Genomic DNA, 24,669 nt, shown 5'->3' with positions numbered 1-24,669 from the left:
CACACCCACAGGAGTTTTGAGACGCATGTCTTCTGAGCACACCCCGGCGCGTATCGCCATTGTTATGGGTTCCAAAAGTGACTGGGCCACCATGCAGTTCGCCGCTGAAATCCTTACCGCCCTGAATGTCCCTCACCATGTCGAAGTCGTCTCCGCCCACCGCACGCCGGACAAGCTTTTCAGCTTTGCCGAGCAGGCCAAAGCCAATGGCTACCAGGTTATCATCGCCGGAGCCGGTGGCGCAGCGCACCTGCCGGGTATGCTGGCCGCGAAAACCCTGGTCCCGGTGCTGGGTGTGCCGGTTCAAAGCGCTGCTCTGAGCGGCGTGGACAGCCTTTATTCTATCGTCCAGATGCCGCGCGGCATTCCTGTCGGCACGCTGGCCATCGGTAAAGCCGGAGCCGCCAACGCCGCCCTGCTGGCCGCGCAGATCCTGGCCCTGCATGACGCAGACCTGAGCCAGCGCCTGGCGACCTGGCGTCAAACCCAGACCGACGAAGTGCTGGATAATCCGGATCCACGGAGTGAAGCATGAAGCGCGTTTGTGTCTTAGGTAACGGCCAGCTGGGGCGCATGCTCCGCCAGGCCGGTGAGCCGCTGGGCATCGCCGTTTACCCTGTCGGCCTGGACGCCGAGCCGGAAGCCGTACCATTCGCCCAAAGCGTGATCACCGCCGAGATTGAGCGCTGGCCAGAAACCGCGCTCACCCGCGAACTGGCGCGCCATAACGCCTTCGTTAACCGCGATATCTTCCCGATCATCGCCGACCGCCTGACGCAAAAGCAGCTGTTCGATAAGCTCGGCCTGGCCACTGCGCCGTGGCAGTTGCTCTCCGGCAGCCATGAATGGCAGGACGTGTTCAGTCAGCTGGGTTCTCTGGCTATCGTGAAGCGCCGCGTGGGCGGCTACGATGGCCGCGGCCAGTGGCGCTTACGTGCCGATGAAACCGACCAGTTACCGGAAGAGTGCTACGGCGAATGCATCGTCGAGCAGGGCATTAACTTCTCCGGCGAAGTTTCTCTGGTAGGCGCGCGCGGCCACGACGGCAGCACGGTGTTCTACCCGCTGACCCACAACCTGCACCAGGACGGCATTCTGCGCACCAGCGTTGCCTTCCCGCAGGCCAATGCCGAACAGCAGCGCCAGGCCGAAACCATGCTCACCGCCATCATGAACGAGCTGGGCTACGTCGGCGTGATGGCGATGGAGTGCTTCGTCACGCCAGCCGGCCTGCTGATCAACGAGCTGGCCCCGCGCGTGCACAACAGCGGCCACTGGACGCAAAACGGCGCCTCCATCAGCCAGTTCGAGCTGCACCTGCGCGCCATCGTAGATTTACCGCTGCCGCAGCCTGTCGTTAATGCGCCGTCGGTGATGGTGAACCTGATCGGCACCGATCTGAACTATGCCTGGCTGAAGCTGCCGCTGGTGCATTTGCACTGGTACGACAAAGAAGTTCGTCCGGGTCGTAAAGTCGGGCACCTCAACCTGAACGACAGCGACACCGGCCGCCTGAGCGCCTCGCTGGAAGCCCTGGTTCCCCTGCTCCCGGCCGAATACGCCAGCGGCATTGCCTGGGCGCAGAGCAAACTGGTGAAGTAAAACCGCATCTCGTCTGACCCTCTGTTTGACTTTAGAGGGTCAGACCATTTCCCCCTTCCCCTTTCCTTTGCCTGACCAGAAGCGCACAATCCCCCCGTTTCGCCGCTTCAGACTAAGGTTATGCCATGGAAAAACGCCCCAACACGCAGGACTACGATCGCCTGCTGCTCAACGACATCCCGCTGATTGACGTTCGCGCCCCGGTAGAGTTCGCTCAGGGTTCAATGCCCGCCGCGCATAACCTACCACTGATGCTGGACGATGAACGCGCTCAGGTCGGGACGTGCTATAAGCAGCAGGGCCAACAGGCCGCTGTCGAACTGGGGCACCGGCTGGTCAGCGGCGAGCGAAAAGCCAGCCGAATCGAACGCTGGCTGGAAAGCTGCCGCCAGCAGCCGGAAGGCTATTTATGCTGTGCCAGAGGCGGAATGCGTAGCCACATCGTGCAGCAGTGGCTGCGGGAAAACGGCCTCGAGTACCCGCTGGTCACCGGCGGCTACAAAGCCCTGCGCCAGCATGCCATGCAGGTAATCGACACCCGTTCTCAGTCGCCGATGATTATCGTCAGCGGCAACACAGGCTGCGGCAAAACCATCCTGATCCGCTCCCTGCCAAGGGGCGTTGACCTCGAAGGGCTGGCGCACCATCGCGGCTCGTCGTTTGGCCGCACGATTGTCGCCCAGCCTTCTCAGGCCAGCTTCGAAAACAATCTCGCCGTCACTCTGCTCAAAATCAGCCCGACCGAATTGAAAACACTGGTTGTAGAGGATGAAGGCCGGATGATTGGCTCCCGCCATATCCCCGAAGCCTTCAGGGAACAGATGCTGCGCTCGCCGATTGTGGCCATCGAGGATCCGTTCGAGCTGCGGCTGGAGCGCCTCCAACACGAATACTTCCGGCAGATGAGCGAGGCGTTTTTATCCGTCAGCGAGGAAGAAACCGCGTGGCGCGATTACGCCGAGTATCTGCACCACGGTCTGTTTGCCATCCGCCGCCGCCTGGGCATGGAACGCTTCCAGCAGTTCACCGCCAAGCTGGACGAAGCCTTGTTAACCCAGAGGAAAACCGGCTCCTGCGAAGGCCATCTGGCCTGGCTGTCGCCGCTGCTGAAAGAGTATTACGACCCGATGTATCGCTATCAGCTCAGCCAGAAGGCCGACCAGATCGTCTTCCGGGGGGATTACCAGCAGGTCGAAGCCTGGCTGCGCAGCGTTAACGAGTAGCCGATTTTTCCCCGGCGGCGAGCGTCAGCCCTAGTCCGGTCACCGCCAGCCCAACCAGCGGAATGCCCACTGCCCACGGCAACGTAAACGCCAGCGCGAACAATGCCGTGCCGGTAGCCGGCCCCACCGATCCCTGCAGATCGCTCACCACCGAAAGTGCCGCCATGTAGGTCGCGCGCAGCCGCGCCGGGGCTAACTTGTTCACCGCCGTCGGGATCAGCGGGCCGGTCATCATCTGCGACAGAGAATAAAGGCAGACCGCCATCACCAGCGTGACGACATGTGGATGTGCCAATAGCAAAACAAAGGCAGCAATCAGCGCCAAACCCGCGCTGAGCGTGATAAACAATGCAGAGCGTCGGGCAAACAGCTTCGTTAAGGCCAGCTGGCCGACCGTGTTAATCCCCGCCCCGAATGCGAACAGATAACCGATGCTGGCCGCGCTCATTCCCATCTGATTACTGGCATACAGCGGCATGACGGCCTCCACCCAGCTCCCGGCCACGCCCAGCAGCAGCACCCAAATCAGCAGCCCGGCCAGGCGGCGATCCCGGAACGCGGGCAGCAGCGCGCTGAGCCCCTCTTCATCGTCGGCCTCATCGTCCATTCCAGCGGCCAGCGGACGCGTTTCCGCCAGAGAGATCGCCAGCATCAGGCCGCCCGCAACCATCCCCGAACCTCCGGCCAGAAAAACGTAGCCCAGCCCCTCTTGCACCAGTACCGTGCCCAGCAGCGGCCCGGCAATCGCGCCCGCGCCGGAACACACGCGCATGATGCTGAACTGGCGGCGGTGCTCCGAGGCTGGCGTTGCGTCCGCCACCACGGTGTAAATGGTCGGATGCAGCACCGATTCAAACAGGCCAATAACGATCAGCACAGCGGCGGCGGCAAAAACGCCGTGCGCAAAGAACAGCGCGATAAAGCCCGCCCCAACGCCGGTCGCCGAAATAATCAACACGGGCCTTCTGCCCACGCGATCGGCAATCCCGCCGATAAACGGCGCAGCCAGCAGCTCGCCCCCGGCATAGCAGCCGAACAGCAGGCCAATAAACTCCACCGGGATAGCGGCAGACTGCTGCGCCCACAGCGGGAAAAACGGCACAATCGCGCCGTCGACCAGGCCAACGATGAAATAGAGGATAAAGCCCAGAACGTGGGGCTTGCGGTATGCAACAAAGGGGGGTGCGAATAGAGCCATGATTTTACCCAAGTACAATTACCCCGAATGCCGGGGAGAATATGTACGTTGGATAACGTTAACGTTTACGACTTGCGAGAAGCTGGACCGATACTAGCCAATCGCCGGGGAAAGGGCAACTGTGAGATTTGGGGCAACCTGGATACAAATTTTCAAAGATACGCCGCCCCCTATGTCACCAAGTTCTCTGAACCGCAAACTATCACCTACACATCAAAACATCTGCGTGGGCTCGGAATAAACATGAAATCTAAATTCAGCTAAAGGTTACCAAAATCCAAATGAGCTTTATTTGGCAAAGAAAAAAAGGAAAGCCAATACTGTCATGATCGCCGCTGCCCATTTCCATTTCTTCGATTGCTCAAAGTAAAAAAATAGCATCTGAGATAGAGATATAATGAGTAATATTACCCCTGAAAAAACGGCATTATTATTGCTGCCATTACCTAATACCCCCCTGGGAAATGCCGAATCCATATCATATATGACATCATATTTATCAACCATAGATAAATACATCGCAACCATACACAATAGATAAAACAGAACAAGTACAACCCTAATAAACACTCTCATTCTGCCCCCTACTGCAAAACCAGTCTGTTAAAGTGCTGCCAATGCTTGACAATAAAATCACCATATCGCGTATCTTTTTTTATATTTTCCAAACTCGGACTCGTACCACGGTTATATCTCGCCCCAATAATTTTCACATCATTCATACTAAGCCGCGAGGGTAACCTGTCATAGTCGGCAAGTTGGCGTAAATGCATAGCAGCAAGATTGATATTATAGGTGTCTTTTTCAAGGCACTGAGACAGGGAGCGAAGCTCTGATGTGCTCATTGTGTCAGCATCCAGCCCCATAGTTTGAGCGGCAGTACGCAACTGCATACTGACAAATCCAAACGAGGTTTTAGCCGGAGGGGAGGTTATTGTGAAATAACGGTCGGTATACGCAGGCCCGCTCCAGTCTATGGCTCGAACCTCAAAAGCAAAACGATCTATGATATTTGGGTCACCGCCTACCTCTATCCAGCAAACACCCGCGAGCAATTCTGGCGGAAGTTTATAGCGAAACGCTGCAGCTCTGATAAGAGTACGATTTTTTTTGACCCATGCATCTTTAAAATCTCGGACATAAGATCTGCCGCCGCCGAATTTTTCGGGAAGTATTTTCCAGCGAAAGACATCAAGAAAAGTCCATGATGGTGATTTCGTCATCCCTCTACATTGTTGGAAATTACGCATATCCATATAAAAATCTCCATTATTCGGGGGCGCTTCTTTTCTGGCCTTGTTTGGCCTCATCTCTTGCTCATCCCTCCGATCATACTGGATGGCTGCACAGTAACCCAGATGAAAAATCAGACAGATTGGCAAACTTCGAGGCGGCTCGCAGGAATGATGAAACGCTTTGGGGAATTGCAGATTGGGGGTTTATCAGGCAGAAAGCCGCCGGGAAATGAGCCTCGCCAGCAGCTAAAAATCATGCTGGCCGAGCGAACGCCCGGCCAGAAGAAGGTTAATGCCTGTCGCGCTTGTCCGCGCGTTTGGCGAGATAGTCGCCAAACATTTGCACGATTTGCACCAGGACAATCAGGGCCACAACCGTGACCACCATGACCTGGGTTTCGTAGCGGTAATAGCCGAAGCGGATCGCGAGGTCGCCCACGCCGCCGCCGCCGACAATCCCCGCCATCGCCGAGTAACCGATCAGGCTGACCAGGGTTATGGTTAAGCCACGCAGCAAACCGGCGCTGGCTTCCGGCAGCAGAACGGTGCAGATAATGCGCATCGGGCTGGCCCCAAACGCCTCAGCGGCTTCAATAATGCCTTTATCCACTTCCCGCAGCGCGCCGTCTACCAGGCGGGCATAAAACGCAATTGCCGCCACCGACAGCGGCACGGAAGCCGCAATCGGCCCGATGGTGTTGCCGAGCAGGAACTGCGTCAGCGGCAACAACAGCACCAGCAGAATGACGAACGGCACCGAGCGCACAATGTTCACCAGCACCGAGCTGATGATGTTCAGCGCGCGGTTCTGCCAGAACAGATTGCGGTCGGTCACGAAGATCAAAAAGCCCAGCGGCAGGCCGCCGATAATCGCCAGCAGCGTGGAAATGCCCAGCATCTGGAAGGTTTCACCAAAGGCAATCGTCAGGTCCGCGACTAAATCATCCATTCAGCACCTCCACACAGGCCGTATGTTTCCGAATATGGTCGATGGCATCGCCCACCGCCGCCGGGTTGCCGGGCGCGGTAATCGCCACCACCAGAATGCCTAGCGCGCGGTCGCTGATGTACTCAATCTTGCCGTGCAGAATGTTCACCGCCACACCGTATTTCACCGCCGCGAAGGAGAGCACCGGCTGTTCAGCCGAGTCACCGACGAACATGATTTTCAGCAGCGCGCCGCGCATGTTGTCCAGCAGGCGCACCGGCAGCGTCAGGTTCAGCGTGTGGGACACCAGCTGGCGGGTAAACTCATGCTGCGGATGCGCGAAGATGTCGAACACCTCGCCGGACTCCACCACTTCCCCGCCGGACATCACCGCCACACGGTCGCAAATCGTCTTGATCACGTTCATCTCGTGGGTGATCAGCACGATGGTGATCCCCAGCTGCTGATTGATTTTCTTCAGCAGCGCCAGAATGGTGGCCGACGTTTCAAGATCCAGCGCGGAAGTCGGTTCATCGCAGAGTAAAACATCCGGGTGGTTCGCGATGGCGCGCGCAATGCCCACGCGCTGTTTCTGCCCGCCGCTCAGCTGCACCGGGTAGCGGTTCGCTTTGTCGGCCAGGCCCACCAGTTCAAGAATTTCGGCCACGCGTGGGCCGATTTTACTGCGCTCCCAGCCTGCGGCTTTGAGGCTGAACGCCACGTTCTGCCTGACCGTCCGGGTGTGCATCAAATTGAAGTGCTGGAAAATCATGCCGATACGCTGATGCGCTTTGCGCAGCTCGGCCCCCTGCAGCGCGGTGATCTCAGTCCCACCGATTTTTACGCGGCCCTCACTCGGGCGCTGAAGCGCGTTCAGAGTACGTAATAAGGTACTTTTCCCGGCTCCGCTGGTGCCGACAATGCCAAAAATCTCCCCCGCACCAATGTGCAGCGAAACATCGTTCACGGCCCGGCTGGTCTGGCTCCGGCCCGTGGGGAAGTCCACGCAGACCTTTTCAATCTCAATCATGACAACCTCAAATCAGCGACAAAAGGCAGGCATCCCGCCTGCCCGCTTTGATCTATTACTTTTTATCGGCGGCAACCATCCAGTCCGGTTTCTGGAAGGCGTTGAAAATATTCTGCGGATCGTCGATCGCTTTTTCGTAGGCCGGGGATTTCACGGTCTCCACGATGTCTTTGGCGAACGGTTTATCCGCATCTTCGGCACGCACCGCGATGATGTTTTTGAGGTTCTCGTCCAGGTGTTCCTGTTTGAGCGCGGAAGAGAGTTTTAGCCCGGCGGCAATGGCAAAGTTACCGTTGACCAGCGCGGCGCTGGCGCTGTCCAGCGTGCGCGGCAGCTGTGCGGCTTCCAGCGATTTAAACACCAGGCCTTTCGGGTTGGTGGCGATGTCGCGCTCGGAGGCTTTAGTCGGGTCAATGTTCTCTTTGATGGTGATAAGCTCCATGGACTGCAGGAAGCGCAGCCCACGGGCCAGGTTGGTCGGGTCGTTAGACAGGGTGACAATGTCGCCCTGCTTCAGCTCGTCCAGGCTTTTGACTTTATGGGAATAAATGCCCATCCCGGCGGTTGGCACGGTAATCAGCTTCGCCAGCTTGAGGTTTTTGTCGGCGGTGAATTTGTCGAAGTACAGCGAGTGCTGGAACAGGTTGGCGTCGATGCTGCCGTTGGCCAGCGCCATATTCGGCTGCACGTAGTCGCTGAACTCACGCACCACGACTTTATAGCCTTTCTCTTTTAACGACGGGGCGATGGCCTGTTTGACCATGTCGCCGTATGGCCCCGGCGCTACGCCGAAGACGATGGTGTGCGGGTCGCTGTTGGCCTGAGCAAACTGCAGACCGCTGGCCAGAAGTAAAGCGCCGGTCGCCACGCGCCAGCCGAAATGATTTCCCATGGGTATTCTCCCTTACAGAATGATGTGTGGTGTCCTGAGGCGAGCCTCTTTCACGGGCCGCTTACTAAGTTGTTGATCCAACTGGACAGAATAAGATGGCACATTCCGTTAACAGGGTTAATTGAAAATATTTCATCTTGCTCGCAGGAGAAGGCGCGGCGGGCATGAACAGGGCTTTTGCGAATAACAACCAAGCAAAGCGGAAAACCCGCTTTGCATTGAGATGAGCTTAATCCGCGCAGGATTCCGCCCGTTTGCGCTTAACGTTTGTTTTGACATTGAACAGCAAATAACTCGCCAGCGACAAACAGCCCACGCCCACAGCGCCGTAGGTCAGCACGCCAGAAAAACCGTTATTCAGCGCCTGAACAATCATGTCGCTGCTGAGCATGGCTCTGGTGCCGCCGGCTATTTGTTCGGCCAGGGCATACCTTTCGCTCACGCTGTCGATATGGCTCTGTAAGCTTTCGGCTATCCCCGCCACCAGCAGGCTCCCCATTAACGCAATATTGATGGCGAGGGTAATTAGGCGCGAACTGATATCAATCCCGGAAGCCATGCCCACGCGGTTAGCGCCCACGGAGCCGGTGGTGGTGTTGGTGACCGGGGTATTGATTAACCCCAGCGCCATGCCCGAGAGTATTGCGCCGGGCAGTAAACTGACGTGATAGATAACGCCCAGCCTCATCAGCACAAATCCCAGGCCGATAGCAAGCAGCCCCAGCGGGATGATGCGTGCGGCCCCAAAGCGCAGCACGAGTTTTTCACCGACCGGCGGCATTAATAGCGTGGGCAAAGTGTAGGCCAGCAGCGCCATGCCGGTCTCCATAATGCTGTAACCCTTCCCAATCTGGTAATAAACCGGCAGATAAATCATCAGCGGCCAGAAGCTGAAATTCATCCCCACAGATCCCATTAGCGCCCCGGAGAAAGGCCTGATCCGAAAGACGGAGAAATCAAACATAGGATGCGGGTGGCGGAGCTCAATAATGACGAACAGCGCCAGGCTGATAAACGTGCCCAACAAGATGAACTGGGCTTCACGGCTGGCCCACCCGATGTTCCCGCCCTGGGTGATGAGCCAGGTCGCCCCCACCACGCCCACGCTCAACGTCATCAGGCCAGCGACATCCAGCGGTTTCGTGGTGTTTTCGCGCGACTCGATAACATTTTTCAGCGTCAGGGCCAGAGTGAGCAGCGCAATAACGCCGTGGATCAGAAATACCCATTGCCAGCTAAACCACGCCTCCAGCACGCCGCCGATGACGGGGCCAAAGCCCAGTCCAAAACCAAAGGTGATCCCCCAGGCGGAAAACGCCCGGCTGCGCGCTTTTCCTGCCGGAAACTGAACCGACAGGATGGCAATCAGGCTGGTTAACATCGCCCCGCCGCTCAGTCCCTGCAAAAAGCGCCCCACAATAAGCCATTCCGGCGTCCGGAACAGGCCACAGAGGATCGACGTCAGGCCAAACCCAATAATGCTGATAATAAAAATACGCTTGCGGCCATATTTATCCGCCAGCGTCCCCGTGGCCATCAGCACCGCGGTGCAGGAGAGGGTGTAAGCATTCATGATCCATTGCAGTTCACGGAAATTAGCCTGCATCTGCTTTTCCAGCACCGGCAGGATAACCGGGACGCTGGATATTTCCAGGCCCGACATCAACGCGGCTAAGCAGACCGCCATCAACGCTAAGAGATTTTTCATACTGATTTCCTGCCAAACGTTAAGAAGGTGCCAGCATGAAAGATTCGGGGTGGAGTAGAAATCGACGCTCAGGTCAGATATCGTCAAGATCGTGCCATTTTTAGAGACAGGACAACCATGCCGGGCATCTCTCCAGATCAAGACCGCACTTTTAGACCGAAAAATCAACGGCTGGTTGTGCTGGCCTATCAGTGTCTCTGCACTTTTGAGTTTGGGATTGCCGTCGAAGCTTTTGGACGCGTGGACGAAGTGCTCGGCCAGCCTCTCTATGACCTGCGCGTCGCGTCGTTAGAGAACGGCGTTTTTGACGCTCAGGGCGGCGTGCGTTTAGTGGTGGATGGCGGGCTAGAGTTGCTGGAAGACGCAGGAACCATTGTCATCCCCGGCTGGCGAAATGTTTTTGAACCGTCCCCGGAGCCGCTGATTGCCGCCTTACAACGCGCCCATCAAAACGGTTCCCGCATAGTGTCGATTTGCGCCGGCAGTTTTATTCTCTGCGAAACAGGATTACTGGACGGTAAGCGAGCCACCGCCCACTGGAACAGCACCGAGATCCTCGCGAACAGGTTCCCTGCGGTACAGGTGGAGCACAGCATGATCTACGTCGATGAGGGCAGCCTGATCACCTCCGCAGGCGGTGCCGCCGGGGTCGATCTCTGCCTGCATCTTATTCGTCGTGATTACGGGATTGAAATCGCCAACCGGACTGCGCAGCGCATGATTACGCCCCCGTTACGGGAAGGCAACCAGGCACAGTGGGTCCAACAACCCGTTCCTAAACGCAGCACCAAAAGTCTGGCGCCGTTGCTGGACGACTTGCGCCACCATCTCAATGCGCCCCTGGTGATTGAGCAGTTAGCCAGGCAAGCGGGCATGAGCCGCCGCACCTTCATCCGCCGGTTCAAAGATGCCACCGGCACCACGCCGGGCGAGTGGATGCTCAGCCTCCGGCTGGAAAAGGCTTGTGCGCTGCTGGAAAGCGAGAAAATCAGCATTGACCAGGTGGCAGAGCAGTCTGGATTCGGCTCAGCGGAAACACTCCGGCATCATTTCAGGCTGCGTTTTAAAACCACGCCCACAGAGTGGCGCAAAGCCTTCAGGGCCCGAACATGCTTACCCGTTTCTGAATAGATAAAAAATAAGGCAGGAAACGCTGAATGAGGCGGGCAGCAAGGCTGCCACCCGCCAGAGGCACGATTAGAAATCGTAGCGCAGACGAACCAGGTTCATGTCGCCCAGGTTGTCGGTGCTGGAGGTGAAGACGTGCTCGTAGTCCACCTGGAAGCCGTAATCCAGTTTGAAGCTCACGCCCACACCGTTGTCGATGCGCTGGTAGCTGCGGCCGGTCACGTACTGCAGACGGTCACCCATGAAGTATGGCTGCACGGATTTCACCGCGTACTGGCCAACCGGGATGGTGTAACCCGCGAAGTACTCGATGCCCCACGCGTCGCCGGAGAAGTAGTTGTTCACGTCTTTCAGCTTGGTGGTCAGGAAGTTCTGGTACCAGCCGCCGCCGAAGCTAAACGTCCAGTTGTCCGGTTTCCAGCTCAGCGCCGTACCGTAGATGTTCTGGTTGTAAGACTTGCTGTCGCCGTCGGTCGGGTTACGCATGTCGGCACGGGTGTAGTTCCATGCGGTACCCCAGGTCAGGTCTTTGGTGATGTGGTAATCCACGCCCAGAGAGCCGCCGCCTTTACGCTTGTAGCGCATGCCGTTGGTGGCACGGATGTCGTGATCTTCAAACAGGTAAGAAGCGTACACGTCCGCATCGCCGAAGGTGTTTTTGTACTTCAGCATGTTGCGGGAACGGTAAGAACCGTCGTAGTCGCCATTCATGCCGTTACCTGGAGCCTGACCGATCATGTCGTAGTCCCAGATATCGGTTTTCGCGCCAACCACATCATAGTAGATGCTGTTTTGCTGGCCGTAGGTCAGCTGACCCCAGGTTTTGCTTTTCAGACCGGTGTACAGCATACGGCGAGTAGTATTGTTCGCGCCTTCTGCATAGTGGTTGTCCCACTCGAAGACCGCCGGAATATTCACGCCCAGCTCGTAATAGCTGATCCAGCTAATATCATCGAACAGATAATAATCAGCCGCGAAGCGGAAACGGGTGCCGCCATCAAAGCCATTACGTTTGTAAGAGCCTTTATCGCCGTCGCCGGACATCATATTAAACTGTGGACGAATACTGCCGCCCACGGTGAAATTGAGGCGGCTGAGCGGGTTACCGGCCTGCGGATCTTGCTTCAGGACAGTGATTTCTGCATTAGCAGCGAAAGATGCCATACCTGCAAGCAGGCCGGCCCCAATCAGTAATGGTAAAGCGCGCAAATTTGCTTTCATGTGGATCCCTAGTAACCATATTTATTATAAGCGGGGGCATATTAACGCTTATTAAGTCCGATTTCTGAGGGATTTTTATTAATTCGTGCGGTTATCCATCAGTCTTTTCTTAATAGATATTAAAAAAACACCAATAAATGCAGAAAATATGTTCTAACGCAATAAATAGCGAAATATAACAAAGTTTATAGCGGTAGCCGGGCATCCCTGCCCGGCCTCCTCAGACGACAAACTGGCGGAACAGCGCCTTCCCTTTCAGCAAACGAACGCCCAGCCAGCCGCCGCAAAGCGACAGCAATACCGCCCCGGTGACCGGCAGCACGATCCACAGACGCAAATCTGGCTCCCACGGGAAGTCGAACACGCGCGTTTGCAGTACGCCCAGCGCCGTTTCCGCGCCGATGGCCGCTACCAGACCGGACACCAGCCCCAGCACGGCAAACTCGCACCACAGCGTGGTTCTGAGCAGCTTTTTACCCGCGCCCAGCGTGCGGTAAACCACCAGCTCCTGATGACGCTGGCGCATGCCCACCTGTACCTGAGCCAGCAACAGCAGCAGACCGCAGGCGGTCACCAGCACCACCATCACCTCAAGCGCGCGGCTGACCTGCTCCAGCACCTGGCCGATTTGTTTCAGGATAGCCCCGATATCCAGCAGGCTGACGGTCGGGAATTCGCGGTTAAGCTGGGTCAGCAGGCCGTTATTCCCCTCCCAGCGGAAGCTGGTGAGCCAGCTCTGCGGCTGCCCGTCCAGCGCGCCCGGCGGGAAGATAAAGTAGAAGTTTGGCCGCAGGCTTTCCCAGTCCACTTTGCGCAGGCTAGTCACCTTCGCGGTGAAGTCCTGGGTATCCCCCATAAAGGTCACGCTGTCGCCGAGTTTAATGTTCAGGCGTTTCGCCACGCCGTCGTCCATCGACACTTCCCCGGCCTTCGGCGGCCAGCTTCCCGCCAGGATAGGGTTATGATCCGGCTTCTGGCTCTGCCAGGTCAAATTCAGCTCGCGGTTCAGCGCCTCATCCGGGTTGCCCTCGGTGGGCTGGCCGTTAATTGCCGTCATGCGCGCCCGTACAATGGGATAGAACGACTCCGGGATCACCTGATGGTCGGCAAGGAAGGTTTTCACCGGCTGAACCTGCTCCGGCGCAATGTTCACCAGGAAGTAGTTCGGGCTTTCCGGCGGCAGCTGCTGCTGCCATCTGTCCAGCAAATCCCCCCGCAGCACTAACAGCAATGCCAGCAGCATAAACGACAGCGAGAACGCCGCCAGTTGGCTGAGCGTCGCCCACGGCTGGCGCAGCAGGCGGTTAACCGCCAGGCGCAGGGCCAGGTTTTTCAGCGTCAGCTTTTTCAGCAGCTTCAGGACGCCCCAGCCAACGAGGCCGCACAGCGCCGCCAGCACCAGCGTGCCCGCCAGCACCGCCCACAGCAGCGAACTGCCGCCCATTAGCAACGCCAGCAGCAGCACCACCACTACGCTGATGACCGGCAAATAAATTTTCAGCGGCCAGACGTTGGCCACGGCGTCACGGCGCAGCACACGCAATGGCTGAGTGGCCAATAGCAGCCGGTACGGGCGCAGCCCCACCAGCACGGAGATTGTGACCATCGCGCCGATAGCCCACACCCACGGCCACAGGCTCGCTGGCGGCAGCGCGGCAGGCAGCACCGGCTTCAATAGTTGCATCAGCGCGGCCTCAAACAGCAAGCCGACGGCACCTCCCGCAATGGCTGAGAGCACCAGCACCATCAGCCACTGGCCGATAATCAGCTTCCGGAGCGCCGCCCTGCCCGCCCCCAACGTTTTCAGGATTGCCACCAGGTCGTAACGGCTGCGGCAGTAATGGCTCATCGCCACGGCAATCGCCGCCACGGCCAGCAGCAGCGTCAGCAGCGCAGAAAGCAGCAGGAACTGCTGCGAACGCTCCAGGGATTTGCCCAGCGCGCCTTCGTCCTGCTCCATGCCGATCCAGCGCTGCTCCGGCTTGAGCTTAGGCAGCAGGTAGTTTTCATACTGCAGCAGCTGCTGCGGGGTACCACCAAACTTGTAGCGCCAGCTAATACGGCTGCCGGGCTGCACCGCCCCGGTTTTCTCGACGTCGGCCAGGTTCATCATCAGGCGCGGCGCAATCTGGAACGGGTTAAATCCGGCGTCCGGTTCCTGAATCACCTGCCCGACAATACGCAGCGTGGCGTCGCCCACGTCAATGTTGTCGCCCACTTTCAGGTTAAGCAAAGCCAGCAGGCGCGGGGCAAGCAGTGCGGTGCCTGGCTCAGGCTTCAGGCCCGGCGGGTTAGTTTCCAGCTCGCCGTACATCGGGTACACGCCGTCGACCGCTTTCACATCGGCCAGCTGCGGCGTGTCCCCGGCAAAGGTCATGGTGGCGAAGCTCAGCTGTTTGCCGACCTTCAAGCCGTCGCTTTGCGCCTGAGTCAGCCACTCGTCCGGTACGGCGCGGGCGCTGCGCAACGTCCGGTCGCCCGCCATGTATTCGCGGCTTTGCTGGCTGAGCCCTTTTTCCATTCTGTCGCTGATGCTGCCCAGCGCCAGCACGCAGGCCACCGCCAGACTAAGCGCCAGCCAGACAATCAGCAGCGAGGGAGAGCGCCACTCGCGCCAGAACCAGCGGGCTATCATGCTTCCTCCCACAGTTTGCCTTCGCGCAGCCGCAGGCGGCGGTCGCAGCGTGCCGCCAGCTGTTCGTCGTGGGTGACGAGGATCAGCGTGGTGGCGAAATCACGGTTGAGGGAAAACAGCAGGTCGGCAATGCGATCGCCGGTTTGCCTGTCGAGGTTGCCGGTGGGCTCATCGGCAAACAGCACGCCCGGCTTGCCGTTAAACGCGCGAGCCAGCGCCACGCGCTGCTGCTCCCCGCCAGATAGCTGAGCTGGCAGGTGATCGAGGCGTTTGCCTAAGCCCAGCTGTTCCAGCAGCGCTTTAGCCTGCGCCCGGCTGGCCGAACTGTTTTCGCCGCGCAGCAGCGAAGGAAGTTCCACGTTTTCCAGAGCATTAAGGGTGGGCACCAGCATAAAGGACTGAAACACAAAGCCAACGTTCTTCGCGCGCAGCGCCGCCCGGGCCTCTTCATCCATGCTGTGCAGCGGCTGCCCGCAAAGGTGGACTTCGCCGTCCGTGCCGTCATCAAGCCCGGCCAGAATCGCCAGCAGCGTGGACTTGCCCGATCCTGACTCGCCAATCAGGGCGATGGTTTCGGCCGGTTTGACAACCAGCTCAACTCCGGTAAGGATGGAAAGCTCGTGTTCACCCTGACCCACGGACTTACTAAGATGATGAACTTCAACAATGTTTTCCGCTGGCATTTGCCCTTCCTGTTTCTGGCTTTGATGACTTTCCGCGCCGCCGCGGCGGACACGCTATTGATTTTAGGCGATAGCCTGAGCGCCGGTTACCGTATGGCGGCCACCAGCGCCTGGCCCGCCCTGCTGGATGCCAAATGGCAGCCGCAGGGTACAAAGGTCGTGAATGCGAGCATCAGCGGCGATACCGCGGCGCAGGGCCTGGCTCGCCTGCCGGCGCTGTTAAAACAGCACCAGCCCCGCTGGGTTTTAGTGGAGCTTGGCGGCAACGACGGCCTGCGTGGATTCCAGCCTCAGGCGGTAGAAAAAACCCTCAACCAGGTTATCACCGACGTGAAGGCTGCCGGTGCGCAGCCGATGCTGATGCAAATTCGCCTGCCCGCCAACTACGGACGCCGCTATAATGAGGCGTTTAGCGCTATTTATCCGCAGCTTGCCAAAGCGTTTGATATTCCCCTGCTCCCGTTCTTTATGGAGGAGGTATATCTGAAACCGCAATGGATGCAGGATGACGGCATTCACCCTAATCGGGATGCTCAGCCGTTTATCGCCGACTGGATGGCGACGCGGCTGACTCCGCTACTCTCTAAATAACCGGCACAGCCGCGTCGGATACAACGAGATAGTTAAACACGACTGATAAATAATCGGGGCGCCCTTCGGGTAAAGTTATGCAAAAATCCGTTTTAATTACAGGCTGCTCCAGCGGGATTGGCTTAGCCAGCGCGCAGGAGCTACAGAAGCTTGGCTATAACATTCTCGCCGCCTGCCGCAAACCAGCCGATGTAGAGCGCATGAATCAGCTTGGGTTTACCGGCATTGAGCTCGATCTTGACGATGCGGAAAGCGTCCAACGCGCCGCCGCCGAAGTGATTGCCATCACCGGCAACCGCCTGTACGGGCTGTTTAATAACGGTGGCTACGGTGTGTATGGTCCGCTGAACGCCATTTCCCGCAAACAGCTTGAGCAACAATTTTCCACCAACTTCTTCGGCACGCACCAGCTCACCATGCTGCTGCTGCCGGCCATGCAGCCTCATCAGGAAGGCCGCATCGTGATGACCAGCTCGGTGATGGGGCTGATTTCCACGCCGGGTCGTGGGGCCTACGCCGCCAGTAAATATGCACTTGAAGCGTGGTCCGACGCGCTGCGCATGGAGCTTCGCCACAGCGGGATTAAAGTCAGCCTGATTGAGCCGGGGCCGATCCGCACCCGCTTTACCGATAATGTCAATCAAACCCAAAGCGACAAACCGGTAGAGAATCCGGGGATTGCCGCACGGTTTACCCTCGGCCCGGAGGCGGTGGTAGCGAAAGTACGCCATGCTTTTGAAAGCCCAAGGCCGAAGCTGCGCTACCCGGTGACCGTGGTAACTCACGTGATTACCGTGCTCCGCCGCCTGCTGCCAGCGTGCGTAATGGACAAAATTTTACGGAGCTGAGTTGAAGTCCCGGCCTCAGCCCCCATGTAAAAAAACAAATGCTTAACAGAGAATCGCCCATGTCCGCAGAAAACATTATTAACATTACCGAAGCGAACCTGCATCAGACGCTGGAACAGTCCATGGCTAAGCCGGTGCTGTTTTATTTCTGGTCTGCCCGCAGCCAGCATTGCGAGCAGTTAACGCCGATCCTGGACAAGCTCGCGGCCCAATACAGCGGCCAGTTTATTCTCGCTAAAGTTGACTGCGACGCCGAGCAGATGGTGGCTTCGCAGTTTGGCCTGCGCTCCATTCCTACCGTCTATCTGTTCCAGAATGGTCAGCCGGTGGACGGCTTCCAGGGCCCGCAGCCGGAAGAAACGATTCGCGCCCTGCTCGACAAAGTGCTGCCGCGTGAAGAAGAGCTGAAAGCCCAGCAGGCCGTAGAGCTGATGCAGGAAGGCAAGCACGCCGAAGCCCTGCCGCTGCTGAAAGATGCGTGGCAGCTGTCCGGCCAGAACAGCGAAATTGGCCTGCTGCTGGCGGAAGTGCAGATTGCCCTGAACCGCAGCGAAGACGCAGAAGCGGTGCTGAAAACCGTGCCTCTGCAGGACCAGGACACCCGCTATCAGGCGCTGGTTTCCCAGATTGAACTGCTGAAACAGGCCGCCGACACGCCGGAAATTCAGCAGCTGCAGCAGCAGGTTCAAAACGAGCCGGACAACGCCCAGCTCGCCAGCCAGCTCGCGCTGCAGCTGCATCAGGTTGGCCGGAACGAAGAAGCGCTGGAGCTGCTTTACACTCACCTGAAAAAAGACCTGGGTGCCGCCGACGGCCAGGCACGCAAAATGATGATGGAGATTCTGGCCGCGCTGGGGACCGGCGACGCGCTGGCGTCCAAATACCGCCGTCAGATTTATGCGTTGATGTATTAAGCAGAGAGAACGAAAAAAGGCCGGATATTCCGGCCTTTTGTTTATCGGTAAACGCGGATCCCGCCGTCCACCCCATTAGGGCTCAGCAATACCTGCCAAAGCTGAATATTCCTCGCGCGAAATGCGCCCGCACAGGCGTTCAAATAATAGCTAAACATCCTCTTGAAGCGCTCGTCATAATTACGCGAGATATTAGGCCAGCAGCGGAGGAAATTATCGTACCAGGCCATCAGCGTTCTGTCGTAATCGGCCCCGATATTGTGCCAGTCCTCCATAATAAAATGTTTTTCACTGGCGCTGGCAATGTGGCACACCGAGGGCAAACAGCCGTTAGGGAAGATGTATTTGTTGATCCATGGATCGACGTTTAAATCCGTTTCATTCGACCCAATGGTATGCAGCAGGAACAGGCCATCAGGTTTTAAATTGCGGGCTGCAACTTCAAAATAGGTATTGTAGTTTTTTGGCCCGACGTGTTCGAACATGCCCACGGAAACAATGCGATCAAATTTGCTGTTGAGGTCTCGATAATCCTGCAGCAGGATCTCGACGTCCAGGCCCCGGCAGCGATCCTGGGCCATTTTTTGCTGTTCCGCCGAAATAGTTACGCCGACGACGGAGACGTCATATTCCTGCGCAGCATACTGCGCCAGTCCGCCCCAGCCGCAGCCGATATCCAGCAGCTTCATGCCCGCTTTGAGCTGCAGTTTTTCGCAGATCATCCGCAGCTTGTTACGCTGCGCCTCTGCCAGATTTTCCGCGTCTTTCCAGTAGCCGCAGGAATATTGCATATACGGATCGAGCATCGCGGCAAAAAGATCGTTGCCAATATCGTAATGTTCTTTGCCGACTATCCAGGCGCGTTTGCGAGACTGCAAATTAAAGACTCTGGCCCCGGCAATACGCAGCAGGTCGGAGAAATGCTTCGGCATTTTGCTGTCCAGGCCGTGGCGCAAAATATGGGTAAATAAAATGTCCAGCCGGTCGCAGTCCCACCAGCCATCCATATAACTTTCACCCAGGCCGAGAGAACCTTCCTGTAATATTCGCTTGAAGAAGTCTGGATTGTTCACCCGAATATCTGCCGGGCCGTTGCCGTCAATATCAATCGCCATGGGTGAAATTAATTCTTCCACAATTTTCTGCCAGCGGTTGTTATTCGCCTGATGCTGCTCAGCTATTATTGTTCCCATTGCTTCCTCACCGGGATAAGTGTTCTTGCCAAATACCGCTCGCCCGATAGCGCGAGCTGCCGAAGCATTCGATACTACGCCTGCTAACACCATGCGTGAAATGAACTTACTCCATGAAAATCATTCCATTTAGGCATAATAAAAATAAAAACAGCAATTAATTCTTCTCGGGTACAGGGATGTTGCTGAATGTTTCAAATTAAGCAGTTAGACTGAATGCAAAACAAACAGGAGGTTTTTTAATGCTTATCGTGATCCCCGTATTAATTCTCGTGGCGCTGGTGATTGTGGCTGCCGGGGTAAAAATCGTGCCCCAGGGCTTCCAATGGACCGTCGAACGCTTTGGCCGCTACACCAAAACCCTGATGCCAGGCCTGAATCTTGTGGTGCCGTTTATGGATCGCGTAGGCCGCAAAATCAACATGATGGAACAGGTGCTCGACATCCCTTCTCAGGAAGTCATTTCCAAAGATAACGCCAACGTCGCCATTGACGCCGTGTGCTTTATTCAGGTGGTTGACGCCCCGCGCGCCGCCTATGAAGTCAGCAACCTTGAGCTGGCGATCATCAACCTGACGATGACCAACATCCGTACCGTGCTCGGCTCGATGGAGCTGGATGAGATGCTGTCCCAGCGCGACAACATCAACACTCGCCTGCTGCACATCGTCGACGAAGCCACCAACCCGTGGGGCATTAAAATCACCCGTATCGAAATCCGTGACGTGCGCCCACCGGCTGAGCTGATTGATGCGATGAACGCCCAGATGAAAGCTGAACGTACCAAGCGCGCCTATATTCTTGAGGCCGAAGGGATCCGCCAGGCGGAAATCGTCAAAGCCGAAGGTGAAAAGCAGTCGAAGATCCTGAAAGCTGAGGGTGAGCGTCAGTCGGCTTTCCTTGAGGCGGAGGCCCGCGAGCGTAGTGCTGAAGCAGAAGCCCGCGCCACGCAGATGGTGTCCGAAGCTATCGCCAAAGGGGATATTCAGGCGGTGAACTACTTCGTGGCCCAGAAATACACCGACGCGCTGCAGCAAATCGGGTCGGCCAATAACAGCAAAGTGGTGCTGATGCCGCTGGATGCCTCCAGCCTGATGGGCTCCATCGCCGGGATCAGCGAACTTATTGCCCAGAGCGGCACCGAGCGTAAAAAATGATCGACAGCATTCTCGCGCACCCACACGTCTTCTGGCTTGCGCTTGGCGGACTGCTGCTGGCGGCGGAGATGCTCGGCGCCAGCGGCTATCTGCTGTGGAGCGGCGTGGCGGCGGTAATCACCGGCCTGCTGGTCTGGCTGCTGCCGCTTGGCTGGGAAACGCAGGGCGTCTGCTTTGCCCTGCTGACGCTGGTCGCCGCCTTTCTCTGGTGGCGCTGGCTGTCCAGCCGCAGGCAGCAAATTCCAGGTGAAGTGCTGAATCAGCGCGGGCAGCAACTGGTTGGCCGCCGTTTCCGCCTGGAAGCGGCGCTGGTCAATGGCCGGGGACATGTTCGCGTGGCCGACAGCAGCTGGCCAGTCACCGCCGATGAAGATCTCCCGGCGGGCTGTGAAGTTGTGGTGCTGGCCGTGGAAGGCATAACGCTCAAAATTAAAGCGGTTTAGTTAATCTCGTGGCGATGGCAGCAGCCGGAAAGATTGTCGATGATCGGGCAATCGGCGCTGTCATCACCCGGGCAAGCCTCTGCCAGCGTGAGCAAATGCTGGCGCATATTCTGCAGCTCAATAATGTGCCGCTCGATATCCGCGACTTTCTGCAAAGTGCGGGCTTTTACGTCCGCGCTGTGCCGGGCCGGATCGTTAAACAGGCTCACCAGCTCTTTGCACTCTTCCAGATTAAACCCAACCTGACGGGCCTGTCGCAGCAGCGTCAGCTCATCGAGATGCTTTTGCGTATAGCTGCGGTAGCCGTTGTCGGCGCGAAACGGCGGCGTGACCAGCCCTTTCTCTTCGTAAAAACGAATCGCCTTGCTGGTTAGCCCGGTTTTTTTCGCCACATCGCTAATATTCATTTTTGCTCCTTGACCTTCCCCTTGATGGAAGGTTTAACCTCTTTCATAGTTAACCGAATCATCCTTTCGGTCAATATTTCACCTCACCATCATACAGGAGTCTCGCGATGTCACACATTGTGGATCTGAATCTGGACGGCCTGACCTGCGGCCATTGTGTTAAACGCGTCAAAGAGAGCCTCGAGCAGCGTGCAGACGTTGAGCAGGCTGAAGTCACCCAAACCCACGCCCGCGTTACCGGCAGCGCCACGCCGGAAGCGTTAGTGGAAACTGTCCAACAAGCGGGATACGGCGCAGAAGTCGCCAGCCACCCAAAGGCTGAACCGCTGGCAGAGTCATCAACTCCGTCGGAAGCACTGACAGCGGTCGCCCCTTCGCTTCCGGCAGCCTCTACCGACGATGACAGCCAGCAGTTGCTGATCGGCGGTATGAGCTGCGCCAGCTGCGTCTCCCGGGTGCAAAATGCCTTACAAAATGTACCGGGCGTCAGCCAGGCACGGGTTAACCTTGCGGAGCGCAGTGCGCTGGTGATGGGCACCGCCTCCGCAGAATCGCTGATCAAAGCCGTGGAAAGTGCCGGCTACGGTGCCGAAGCGATTGAAGACGATCAGAAACGCCGCGAGCGCCAGCAAGAAACGGCGAACGCCGCCATGAAACGCTTCCGCTGGCTGGCGATTGTCGCCCTCGCCGTCGGGATCCCAGTGATGGTCTGGGGCATGATCGGCGACAACATGATGGTCACCGAGAGCAACCGCTCCCTGTGGCTGACCATCGGGATTATTACCCTTGCGGTGATGGTCTTTGCCGGCGGTCATTTTTACCGTAGCGCCTGGCGCAGCCTGATGAACCGCGCGGCCACCATGGACACGCTCGTCGCCCTCGGCACCGGCGCGGCCTGGCTCTACTCAATTACCGTAAATATCTGGCCGCAGCACTTCCCGATGGAAGCCCGCCACCTCTACTACGAGGCCAGCGCGATGATCATCGGCCTGATAAATCTCGGCCATATGCTGGAACAGCGCGCCCGTCAGCGCTCTTCTAAAGCACTTGAACGCCTGCTGGACTTAACGCCGCCGACCGCGCGAGTAGTGACGGAAGAAGGCGAGAAAACTTTACCGCTGGCGGAAGTCACCGCCGGAATGACGCTGCGCCTGACTACCGGCGACCGCGTGCCCGTTGACGGGGAAATCACCCAGGGCGAAGCCTGGTTCGACGAAGCGATGCTGACCGGTGAACCGGTGCCGATGCAAAAATCAAACGGCGACGGGATTCACGCCGGGACCGTAGTGCAGGACGGCAGCGTGCTGTTCACCGCCACCGCCACCGGCAGCCACACCACGCTGTCGCGCATTATCCGCATGGTTCGCCAGGCGCAGAGCAGCAAGCCGGAAATCGGCCAGCTTGCCGATAAAATTTCTGCCGTATTTGTGCCGGTCGTCGTCGCTATCGCGCTGATCAGTGCCGCCATCTGGTACTTCGTCGGCCCTGCACCGCAAATTGTTTACACCCTGGTCATTGCCACCACGGTGCTGATTATCGCCTGCCCTTGCGCCCTGGGCCTTGCCACACCGATGTCGATTATTTCAGGCGTGGGCCGTGCCGCCGAATTTGGCGTTCTGGTTCGTGATGCCGATGCCCTGCAGCGCGCCAGCACGCTGGATACCGTGGTCTTTGACAAAACGGGCACGCTGACCGAAGGCAAACCGCAGGTGGTCGCCGTGGAAACCCGCGCCGGCGTGGACGAGGTGCAAGCGATACGGCTGGCGGCCGCGCTTGAGCAGGGTTCAAGCCACCCGCTTGCTCGCGCCATTATTGAAAAAGCAGGCAATTCAACGCTGCCGGAAGTGACGTCGTTCCGTACTTTGCGCGGGCTGGGCGTCAGTGGTGAGGTGGACGGGCATAAACTGCTGCTGGGCAACAAAGCATTGCTCGACGAGCAGGGCGTGGACACTCAGCCGCTTGCCGACAGCATTGACGCTCAGGCTCGCCTGGGCGCAACCCCGGTGCTGCTGGCGGCAGACGGCCAGCTCATGGCGCTGTTAGCCATCCGCGATCCGCTTCGTAGCGACAGCATCAGTGCGCTCCAGCGCCTGCACCGTAACGGCTACCGCCTGGTCATGCTCACCGGCGATAACCCGGTGACCGCCAACGCTATCGCCAAAGAAGTCGGCATTGATGAGGTTATTGCGGGCGTGCTGCCGGACGGTAAAGCTGACGCTATCAAGCAGCTGCAGCAGCAGGGCCGCCAGGTGGCGATGGTCGGCGACGGCATAAACGATGCCCCGGCGCTGGCTCAGGCCGAGGTAGGGATTGCGATGGGTGGCGGCAGCGACGTAGCCATTGAAACCGCCGCCATTACGCTGATGCGTCACAGCCTGGTGGGCGTTGCCGATGCGCTGGCTATTTCCAAAGCCACGCTGCGGAACATGAAGCAAAACCTGATGGGGGCGTTCGTTTACAACTCGCTTGGCATTCCGATTGCCGCGGGCGTGCTCTACCCGCTGACCGGCACGCTACTCAACCCGGTGGTTGCCGGTGCCGCGATGGCGCTGTCTTCCATCACCGTGGTGAGCAACGCCAACCGCCTGCTGCGCTTTAAACCGAAAGACTAACCTCTCTGCGGCCTTCCCTTCTCCTTTTGAGCGGAAGGCCGACTTTTTCCTTTCCCCTTCCAGCCCAGGGCGTTAGCATGGCTTTTTAGCCAGGGAATCGCGATATGGGTTTGTTCCAACGTCTTAGCGCACTGCTTTCCAGCCTGACAGCCTCTACTTATCCCTGGCCTGCCCTTGATATCACGCTCCCCGGCAAGCGCCATTTGCACCTCGTGGGCAGCATTCATATGGGTACCCGGGACATGGCTCCGCTTTCCTCACGCCTGGTGGACAAACTTCGCGCGGCAGATGCGCTGATCGTCGAGGCAGATATCCGCTCTGGCGATTCGCCGTTCAGCGAAATAGTGGAGGACATCGACCTGGAGGCTCGTCTGGCTCCAGACGATTACCAGCAGGTGCTGAGCCTGTGCAGCGAGTTAGGTATTTCACTGAGCAGCATTGAGCACCAGCCCGCCTGGCAGGTGGCACTGATTTTACAGGCACATCAGGCCCAGCGGCTTGGCCTTCGCCCTGACTACGGCATCGACTATCAGCTACTGGAAGCTGCACAGCGCTACGGCGTGCCGGTCACCGAGCTTGAAGGTGCGCAAAGCCAGATAGAATTATTGAAGGGGTTGCCTGACGGTGGGCTGCCGCTGCTGAACGACACGCTGGAGCACTGGCACACCAACGCGCGGCTGCTGCAGATAATGATTGGCTGGTGGCTGGAAACGCCGCCGCAGCAGGGCAATATTGCGCTACCGAACACCTTTGGCGATGCGCTGTATGACGTGTTGATGCATCAGCGAAACCGCCAGTGGCAGGCGTTTCTGCAACAGCTGCCCGCCGGGCGCTATGTGGTTGCGGTCGGCGCGTTGCACCTTTACGGCGAAGGTAACCTGCCAGAAATGCTGAAAAAAGGATAAAAAAATGGCCAATATTTCTATTGGCCCGTCAAAGAGGAATTTCATTTATTATTCTGTTTATCCCGGCTGCCGAAGCAACCGAAGCTGAATTGTCGCTTAATGTGATGGTTTACGCC

The 24,669-nt window shown here is 57.8% G+C and carries 22 protein-coding genes; 11 read left to right on the top strand and 11 right to left on the bottom strand.

Going from position 1 to position 24,669, the window contains the following annotated elements; genetic code table 11:
- Positions 1-25: 25 nt before the first annotated feature.
- From purE to mnmH, 3 genes are all read left to right on the top strand, one after another.
- Entirely contained in the window at positions 26-535 is a 510-nt protein-coding gene (gene purE, locus ACREYP_RS05905) for a 5-(carboxyamino)imidazole ribonucleotide mutase (RefSeq protein WP_336819197.1), read from the top strand.
- Positions 532-1,602, top strand: coding sequence for a 5-(carboxyamino)imidazole ribonucleotide synthase (purK, locus tag ACREYP_RS05900; protein WP_336819196.1), 1,071 nt, complete (start codon positions 532-534; stop codon positions 1,600-1,602). The genes purE and purK overlap by 4 nt, the downstream gene beginning before the upstream one ends.
- Positions 1,603-1,727: 125 nt before the next feature.
- The gene (gene mnmH / locus ACREYP_RS05895; RefSeq protein ID WP_498881186.1) at positions 1,728-2,825 is read left to right on the top strand and encodes a tRNA 2-selenouridine(34) synthase MnmH; all 1,098 of its coding nucleotides are present in this window, start codon (positions 1,728-1,730) and stop codon (positions 2,823-2,825) included.
- Here mnmH and ACREYP_RS05890 read toward each other — a convergent pair.
- The 6 genes from ACREYP_RS05890 to ACREYP_RS05865 all read right to left on the bottom strand — a co-directional run bounded on the left by ACREYP_RS05890 (position 2,815) and on the right by ACREYP_RS05865 (position 9,816).
- Positions 2,815-4,023 carry an MFS transporter gene (locus tag ACREYP_RS05890; RefSeq protein ID WP_336819194.1) on the bottom strand — a complete coding sequence of 403 codons (1,209 nt, stop codon included), beginning with the start codon at positions 4,021-4,023 and terminating at the stop codon, positions 2,815-2,817. The genes mnmH and ACREYP_RS05890 overlap by 11 nt on opposite strands.
- A gap of 584 nt (positions 4,024-4,607) precedes the next feature.
- Positions 4,608-5,279, bottom strand: a complete 672-nt coding sequence (locus ACREYP_RS05885; RefSeq protein WP_336819193.1) for a hypothetical protein — start codon at positions 5,277-5,279, stop codon at positions 4,608-4,610.
- Between the two features lie 268 nt (positions 5,280-5,547).
- On the bottom strand, positions 5,548-6,207 hold the full coding sequence (locus tag ACREYP_RS05880) for a methionine ABC transporter permease (RefSeq protein WP_008460218.1): 660 nt from the start codon (positions 6,205-6,207) through the stop codon (positions 5,548-5,550).
- Positions 6,200-7,216, bottom strand: coding sequence for a virulence-associated ABC transporter ATP-binding protein SfbB (sfbB, locus tag ACREYP_RS05875; RefSeq protein ID WP_336819192.1), 1,017 nt, complete (start codon positions 7,214-7,216; stop codon positions 6,200-6,202). The genes ACREYP_RS05880 and sfbB overlap by 8 nt, the downstream gene beginning before the upstream one ends.
- A gap of 55 nt (positions 7,217-7,271) precedes the next feature.
- On the bottom strand, positions 7,272-8,108 hold the full coding sequence (locus ACREYP_RS05870) for a MetQ/NlpA family ABC transporter substrate-binding protein (RefSeq protein WP_166871899.1): 837 nt from the start codon (positions 8,106-8,108) through the stop codon (positions 7,272-7,274).
- A 229-nt stretch (positions 8,109-8,337) separates the two neighbouring features.
- Positions 8,338-9,816, bottom strand: a complete 1,479-nt coding sequence (locus ACREYP_RS05865) for an MFS transporter (RefSeq protein ID WP_336819189.1) — start codon at positions 9,814-9,816, stop codon at positions 8,338-8,340.
- Between the two features lie 117 nt (positions 9,817-9,933).
- Between ACREYP_RS05865 and ACREYP_RS05860 the strand changes: the two genes are divergently transcribed.
- On the top strand, positions 9,934-10,947 hold the full coding sequence (locus ACREYP_RS05860; RefSeq protein WP_336819188.1) for a helix-turn-helix domain-containing protein: 1,014 nt from the start codon (positions 9,934-9,936) through the stop codon (positions 10,945-10,947).
- Between the two features lie 66 nt (positions 10,948-11,013).
- On the opposite strand, the gene ACREYP_RS05855 is transcribed toward ACREYP_RS05860, so the two are convergent.
- The 3 genes from ACREYP_RS05855 to ybbA form a co-directional block, all read right to left on the bottom strand.
- Complete coding sequence (locus tag ACREYP_RS05855; RefSeq protein ID WP_008460227.1) at positions 11,014-12,165, bottom strand: porin; 1,152 nt, start codon at positions 12,163-12,165, stop codon at positions 11,014-11,016.
- A 220-nt stretch (positions 12,166-12,385) separates the two neighbouring features.
- Positions 12,386-14,800 (bottom strand): ABC transporter permease, encoded by a 2,415-nt coding sequence (ybbP, locus tag ACREYP_RS05850; protein ID WP_498881185.1) that lies wholly within the window; start codon positions 14,798-14,800, stop codon positions 12,386-12,388.
- A complete protein-coding gene (gene ybbA, locus ACREYP_RS05845; protein WP_008460230.1) occupies positions 14,797-15,483 on the bottom strand; it encodes a putative ABC transporter ATP-binding protein YbbA in 687 nt (228 codons plus the stop codon). Before ybbA ends, ybbP begins: the two co-directional genes overlap by 4 nt.
- On the opposite strand from ybbA, the gene tesA reads away from it, so the two are divergent.
- The 3 genes from tesA to ACREYP_RS05830 all read left to right on the top strand — a co-directional run bounded on the left by tesA (position 15,451) and on the right by ACREYP_RS05830 (position 17,836).
- Positions 15,451-16,074, top strand: coding sequence for a multifunctional acyl-CoA thioesterase I/protease I/lysophospholipase L1 (tesA, locus tag ACREYP_RS05840; RefSeq protein WP_008460232.1), 624 nt, complete (start codon positions 15,451-15,453; stop codon positions 16,072-16,074). The two genes, ybbA and tesA, sit on opposite strands and share 33 nt — an antisense overlap.
- Positions 16,075-16,151: 77 nt before the next feature.
- A complete protein-coding gene (locus ACREYP_RS05835; RefSeq protein WP_336819186.1) occupies positions 16,152-16,922 on the top strand; it encodes an SDR family oxidoreductase in 771 nt (256 codons plus the stop codon).
- A 59-nt stretch (positions 16,923-16,981) separates the two neighbouring features.
- Positions 16,982-17,836: a co-chaperone YbbN gene (locus ACREYP_RS05830; protein WP_008460235.1), complete on the top strand. Its 855-nt coding sequence runs from the start codon at positions 16,982-16,984 to the stop codon at positions 17,834-17,836.
- Between the two features lie 41 nt (positions 17,837-17,877).
- Here the strand turns inward: ACREYP_RS05830 and cfa are convergent, their stop codons facing one another.
- Complete coding sequence (gene cfa / locus ACREYP_RS05825) at positions 17,878-19,029, bottom strand: cyclopropane fatty acyl phospholipid synthase (RefSeq protein ID WP_336819185.1); 1,152 nt, start codon at positions 19,027-19,029, stop codon at positions 17,878-17,880.
- Between the two features lie 242 nt (positions 19,030-19,271).
- On the opposite strand from cfa, the gene ACREYP_RS05820 reads away from it, so the two are divergent.
- Both ACREYP_RS05820 and ACREYP_RS05815 read left to right on the top strand, forming a co-directional pair.
- Positions 19,272-20,186, top strand: a complete 915-nt coding sequence (locus tag ACREYP_RS05820; protein ID WP_008460237.1) for an SPFH domain-containing protein — start codon at positions 19,272-19,274, stop codon at positions 20,184-20,186.
- Entirely contained in the window at positions 20,183-20,629 is a 447-nt protein-coding gene (locus ACREYP_RS05815; RefSeq protein WP_166871876.1) for an NfeD family protein, read from the top strand. The genes ACREYP_RS05820 and ACREYP_RS05815 overlap by 4 nt, the downstream gene beginning before the upstream one ends.
- Here the strand turns inward: ACREYP_RS05815 and cueR are convergent.
- Complete coding sequence (cueR, locus tag ACREYP_RS05810) at positions 20,626-21,036, bottom strand: Cu(I)-responsive transcriptional regulator (protein WP_008460239.1); 411 nt, start codon at positions 21,034-21,036, stop codon at positions 20,626-20,628. The two genes, ACREYP_RS05815 and cueR, sit on opposite strands and share 4 nt — an antisense overlap.
- A 107-nt stretch (positions 21,037-21,143) precedes the next feature.
- Here cueR and copA point away from each other — a divergent pair, with 107 nt between their 5' ends.
- Positions 21,144-23,648, top strand: a complete 2,505-nt coding sequence (copA, locus tag ACREYP_RS05805) for a copper-exporting P-type ATPase CopA (RefSeq protein WP_336819184.1) — start codon at positions 21,144-21,146, stop codon at positions 23,646-23,648.
- A 104-nt stretch (positions 23,649-23,752) separates the two neighbouring features.
- Entirely contained in the window at positions 23,753-24,553 is an 801-nt protein-coding gene (locus ACREYP_RS05800; RefSeq protein WP_336819183.1) for a TraB/GumN family protein, read from the top strand.
- Positions 24,554-24,669 lie beyond the last annotated feature (116 nt).

Origin of the sequence: Enterobacter sp. TMH.L2 (assembly GCF_050847315.1) — a bacterium.
GTDB lineage: Bacteria > Pseudomonadota > Gammaproteobacteria > Enterobacterales > Enterobacteriaceae > Cedecea.
This window is presented reverse-complemented; position numbering and strand designations above follow the sequence as displayed.

Coding starts and splice junctions, on each gene's coding strand:
- purE (WP_336819197.1), top strand. CDS start 26: ATGTCTTCTGAGCACACCCCGGCGCGTATCGCCATTGTTATGGGTTCC.
- purK (WP_336819196.1), top strand. CDS start 532: ATGAAGCGCGTTTGTGTCTTAGGTAACGGCCAGCTGGGGCGCATGCTC.
- mnmH (WP_498881186.1), top strand. CDS start 1,728: ATGGAAAAACGCCCCAACACGCAGGACTACGATCGCCTGCTGCTCAAC.
- ACREYP_RS05890 (WP_336819194.1), bottom strand. CDS start 4,023: ATGGCTCTATTCGCACCCCCCTTTGTTGCATACCGCAAGCCCCACGTT.
- ACREYP_RS05885 (WP_336819193.1), bottom strand. CDS start 5,279: ATGGATATGCGTAATTTCCAACAATGTAGAGGGATGACGAAATCACCA.
- ACREYP_RS05880 (WP_008460218.1), bottom strand. CDS start 6,207: ATGGATGATTTAGTCGCGGACCTGACGATTGCCTTTGGTGAAACCTTC.
- sfbB (WP_336819192.1), bottom strand. CDS start 7,216: ATGATTGAGATTGAAAAGGTCTGCGTGGACTTCCCCACGGGCCGGAGC.
- ACREYP_RS05870 (WP_166871899.1), bottom strand. CDS start 8,108: ATGGGAAATCATTTCGGCTGGCGCGTGGCGACCGGCGCTTTACTTCTG.
- ACREYP_RS05865 (WP_336819189.1), bottom strand. CDS start 9,816: ATGAAAAATCTCTTAGCGTTGATGGCGGTCTGCTTAGCCGCGTTGATG.
- ACREYP_RS05860 (WP_336819188.1), top strand. CDS start 9,934: ATGCCGGGCATCTCTCCAGATCAAGACCGCACTTTTAGACCGAAAAAT.
- ACREYP_RS05855 (WP_008460227.1), bottom strand. CDS start 12,165: ATGAAAGCAAATTTGCGCGCTTTACCATTACTGATTGGGGCCGGCCTG.
- ybbP (WP_498881185.1), bottom strand. CDS start 14,800: ATGATAGCCCGCTGGTTCTGGCGCGAGTGGCGCTCTCCCTCGCTGCTG.
- tesA (WP_008460232.1), top strand. CDS start 15,451: ATGATGAACTTCAACAATGTTTTCCGCTGGCATTTGCCCTTCCTGTTT.
- ybbA (WP_008460230.1), bottom strand. CDS start 15,483: ATGCCAGCGGAAAACATTGTTGAAGTTCATCATCTTAGTAAGTCCGTG.
- ACREYP_RS05835 (WP_336819186.1), top strand. CDS start 16,152: ATGCAAAAATCCGTTTTAATTACAGGCTGCTCCAGCGGGATTGGCTTA.
- ACREYP_RS05830 (WP_008460235.1), top strand. CDS start 16,982: ATGTCCGCAGAAAACATTATTAACATTACCGAAGCGAACCTGCATCAG.
- cfa (WP_336819185.1), bottom strand. CDS start 19,029: ATGGGAACAATAATAGCTGAGCAGCATCAGGCGAATAACAACCGCTGG.
- ACREYP_RS05820 (WP_008460237.1), top strand. CDS start 19,272: ATGCTTATCGTGATCCCCGTATTAATTCTCGTGGCGCTGGTGATTGTG.
- ACREYP_RS05815 (WP_166871876.1), top strand. CDS start 20,183: ATGATCGACAGCATTCTCGCGCACCCACACGTCTTCTGGCTTGCGCTT.
- cueR (WP_008460239.1), bottom strand. CDS start 21,036: ATGAATATTAGCGATGTGGCGAAAAAAACCGGGCTAACCAGCAAGGCG.
- copA (WP_336819184.1), top strand. CDS start 21,144: ATGTCACACATTGTGGATCTGAATCTGGACGGCCTGACCTGCGGCCAT.
- ACREYP_RS05800 (WP_336819183.1), top strand. CDS start 23,753: ATGGGTTTGTTCCAACGTCTTAGCGCACTGCTTTCCAGCCTGACAGCC.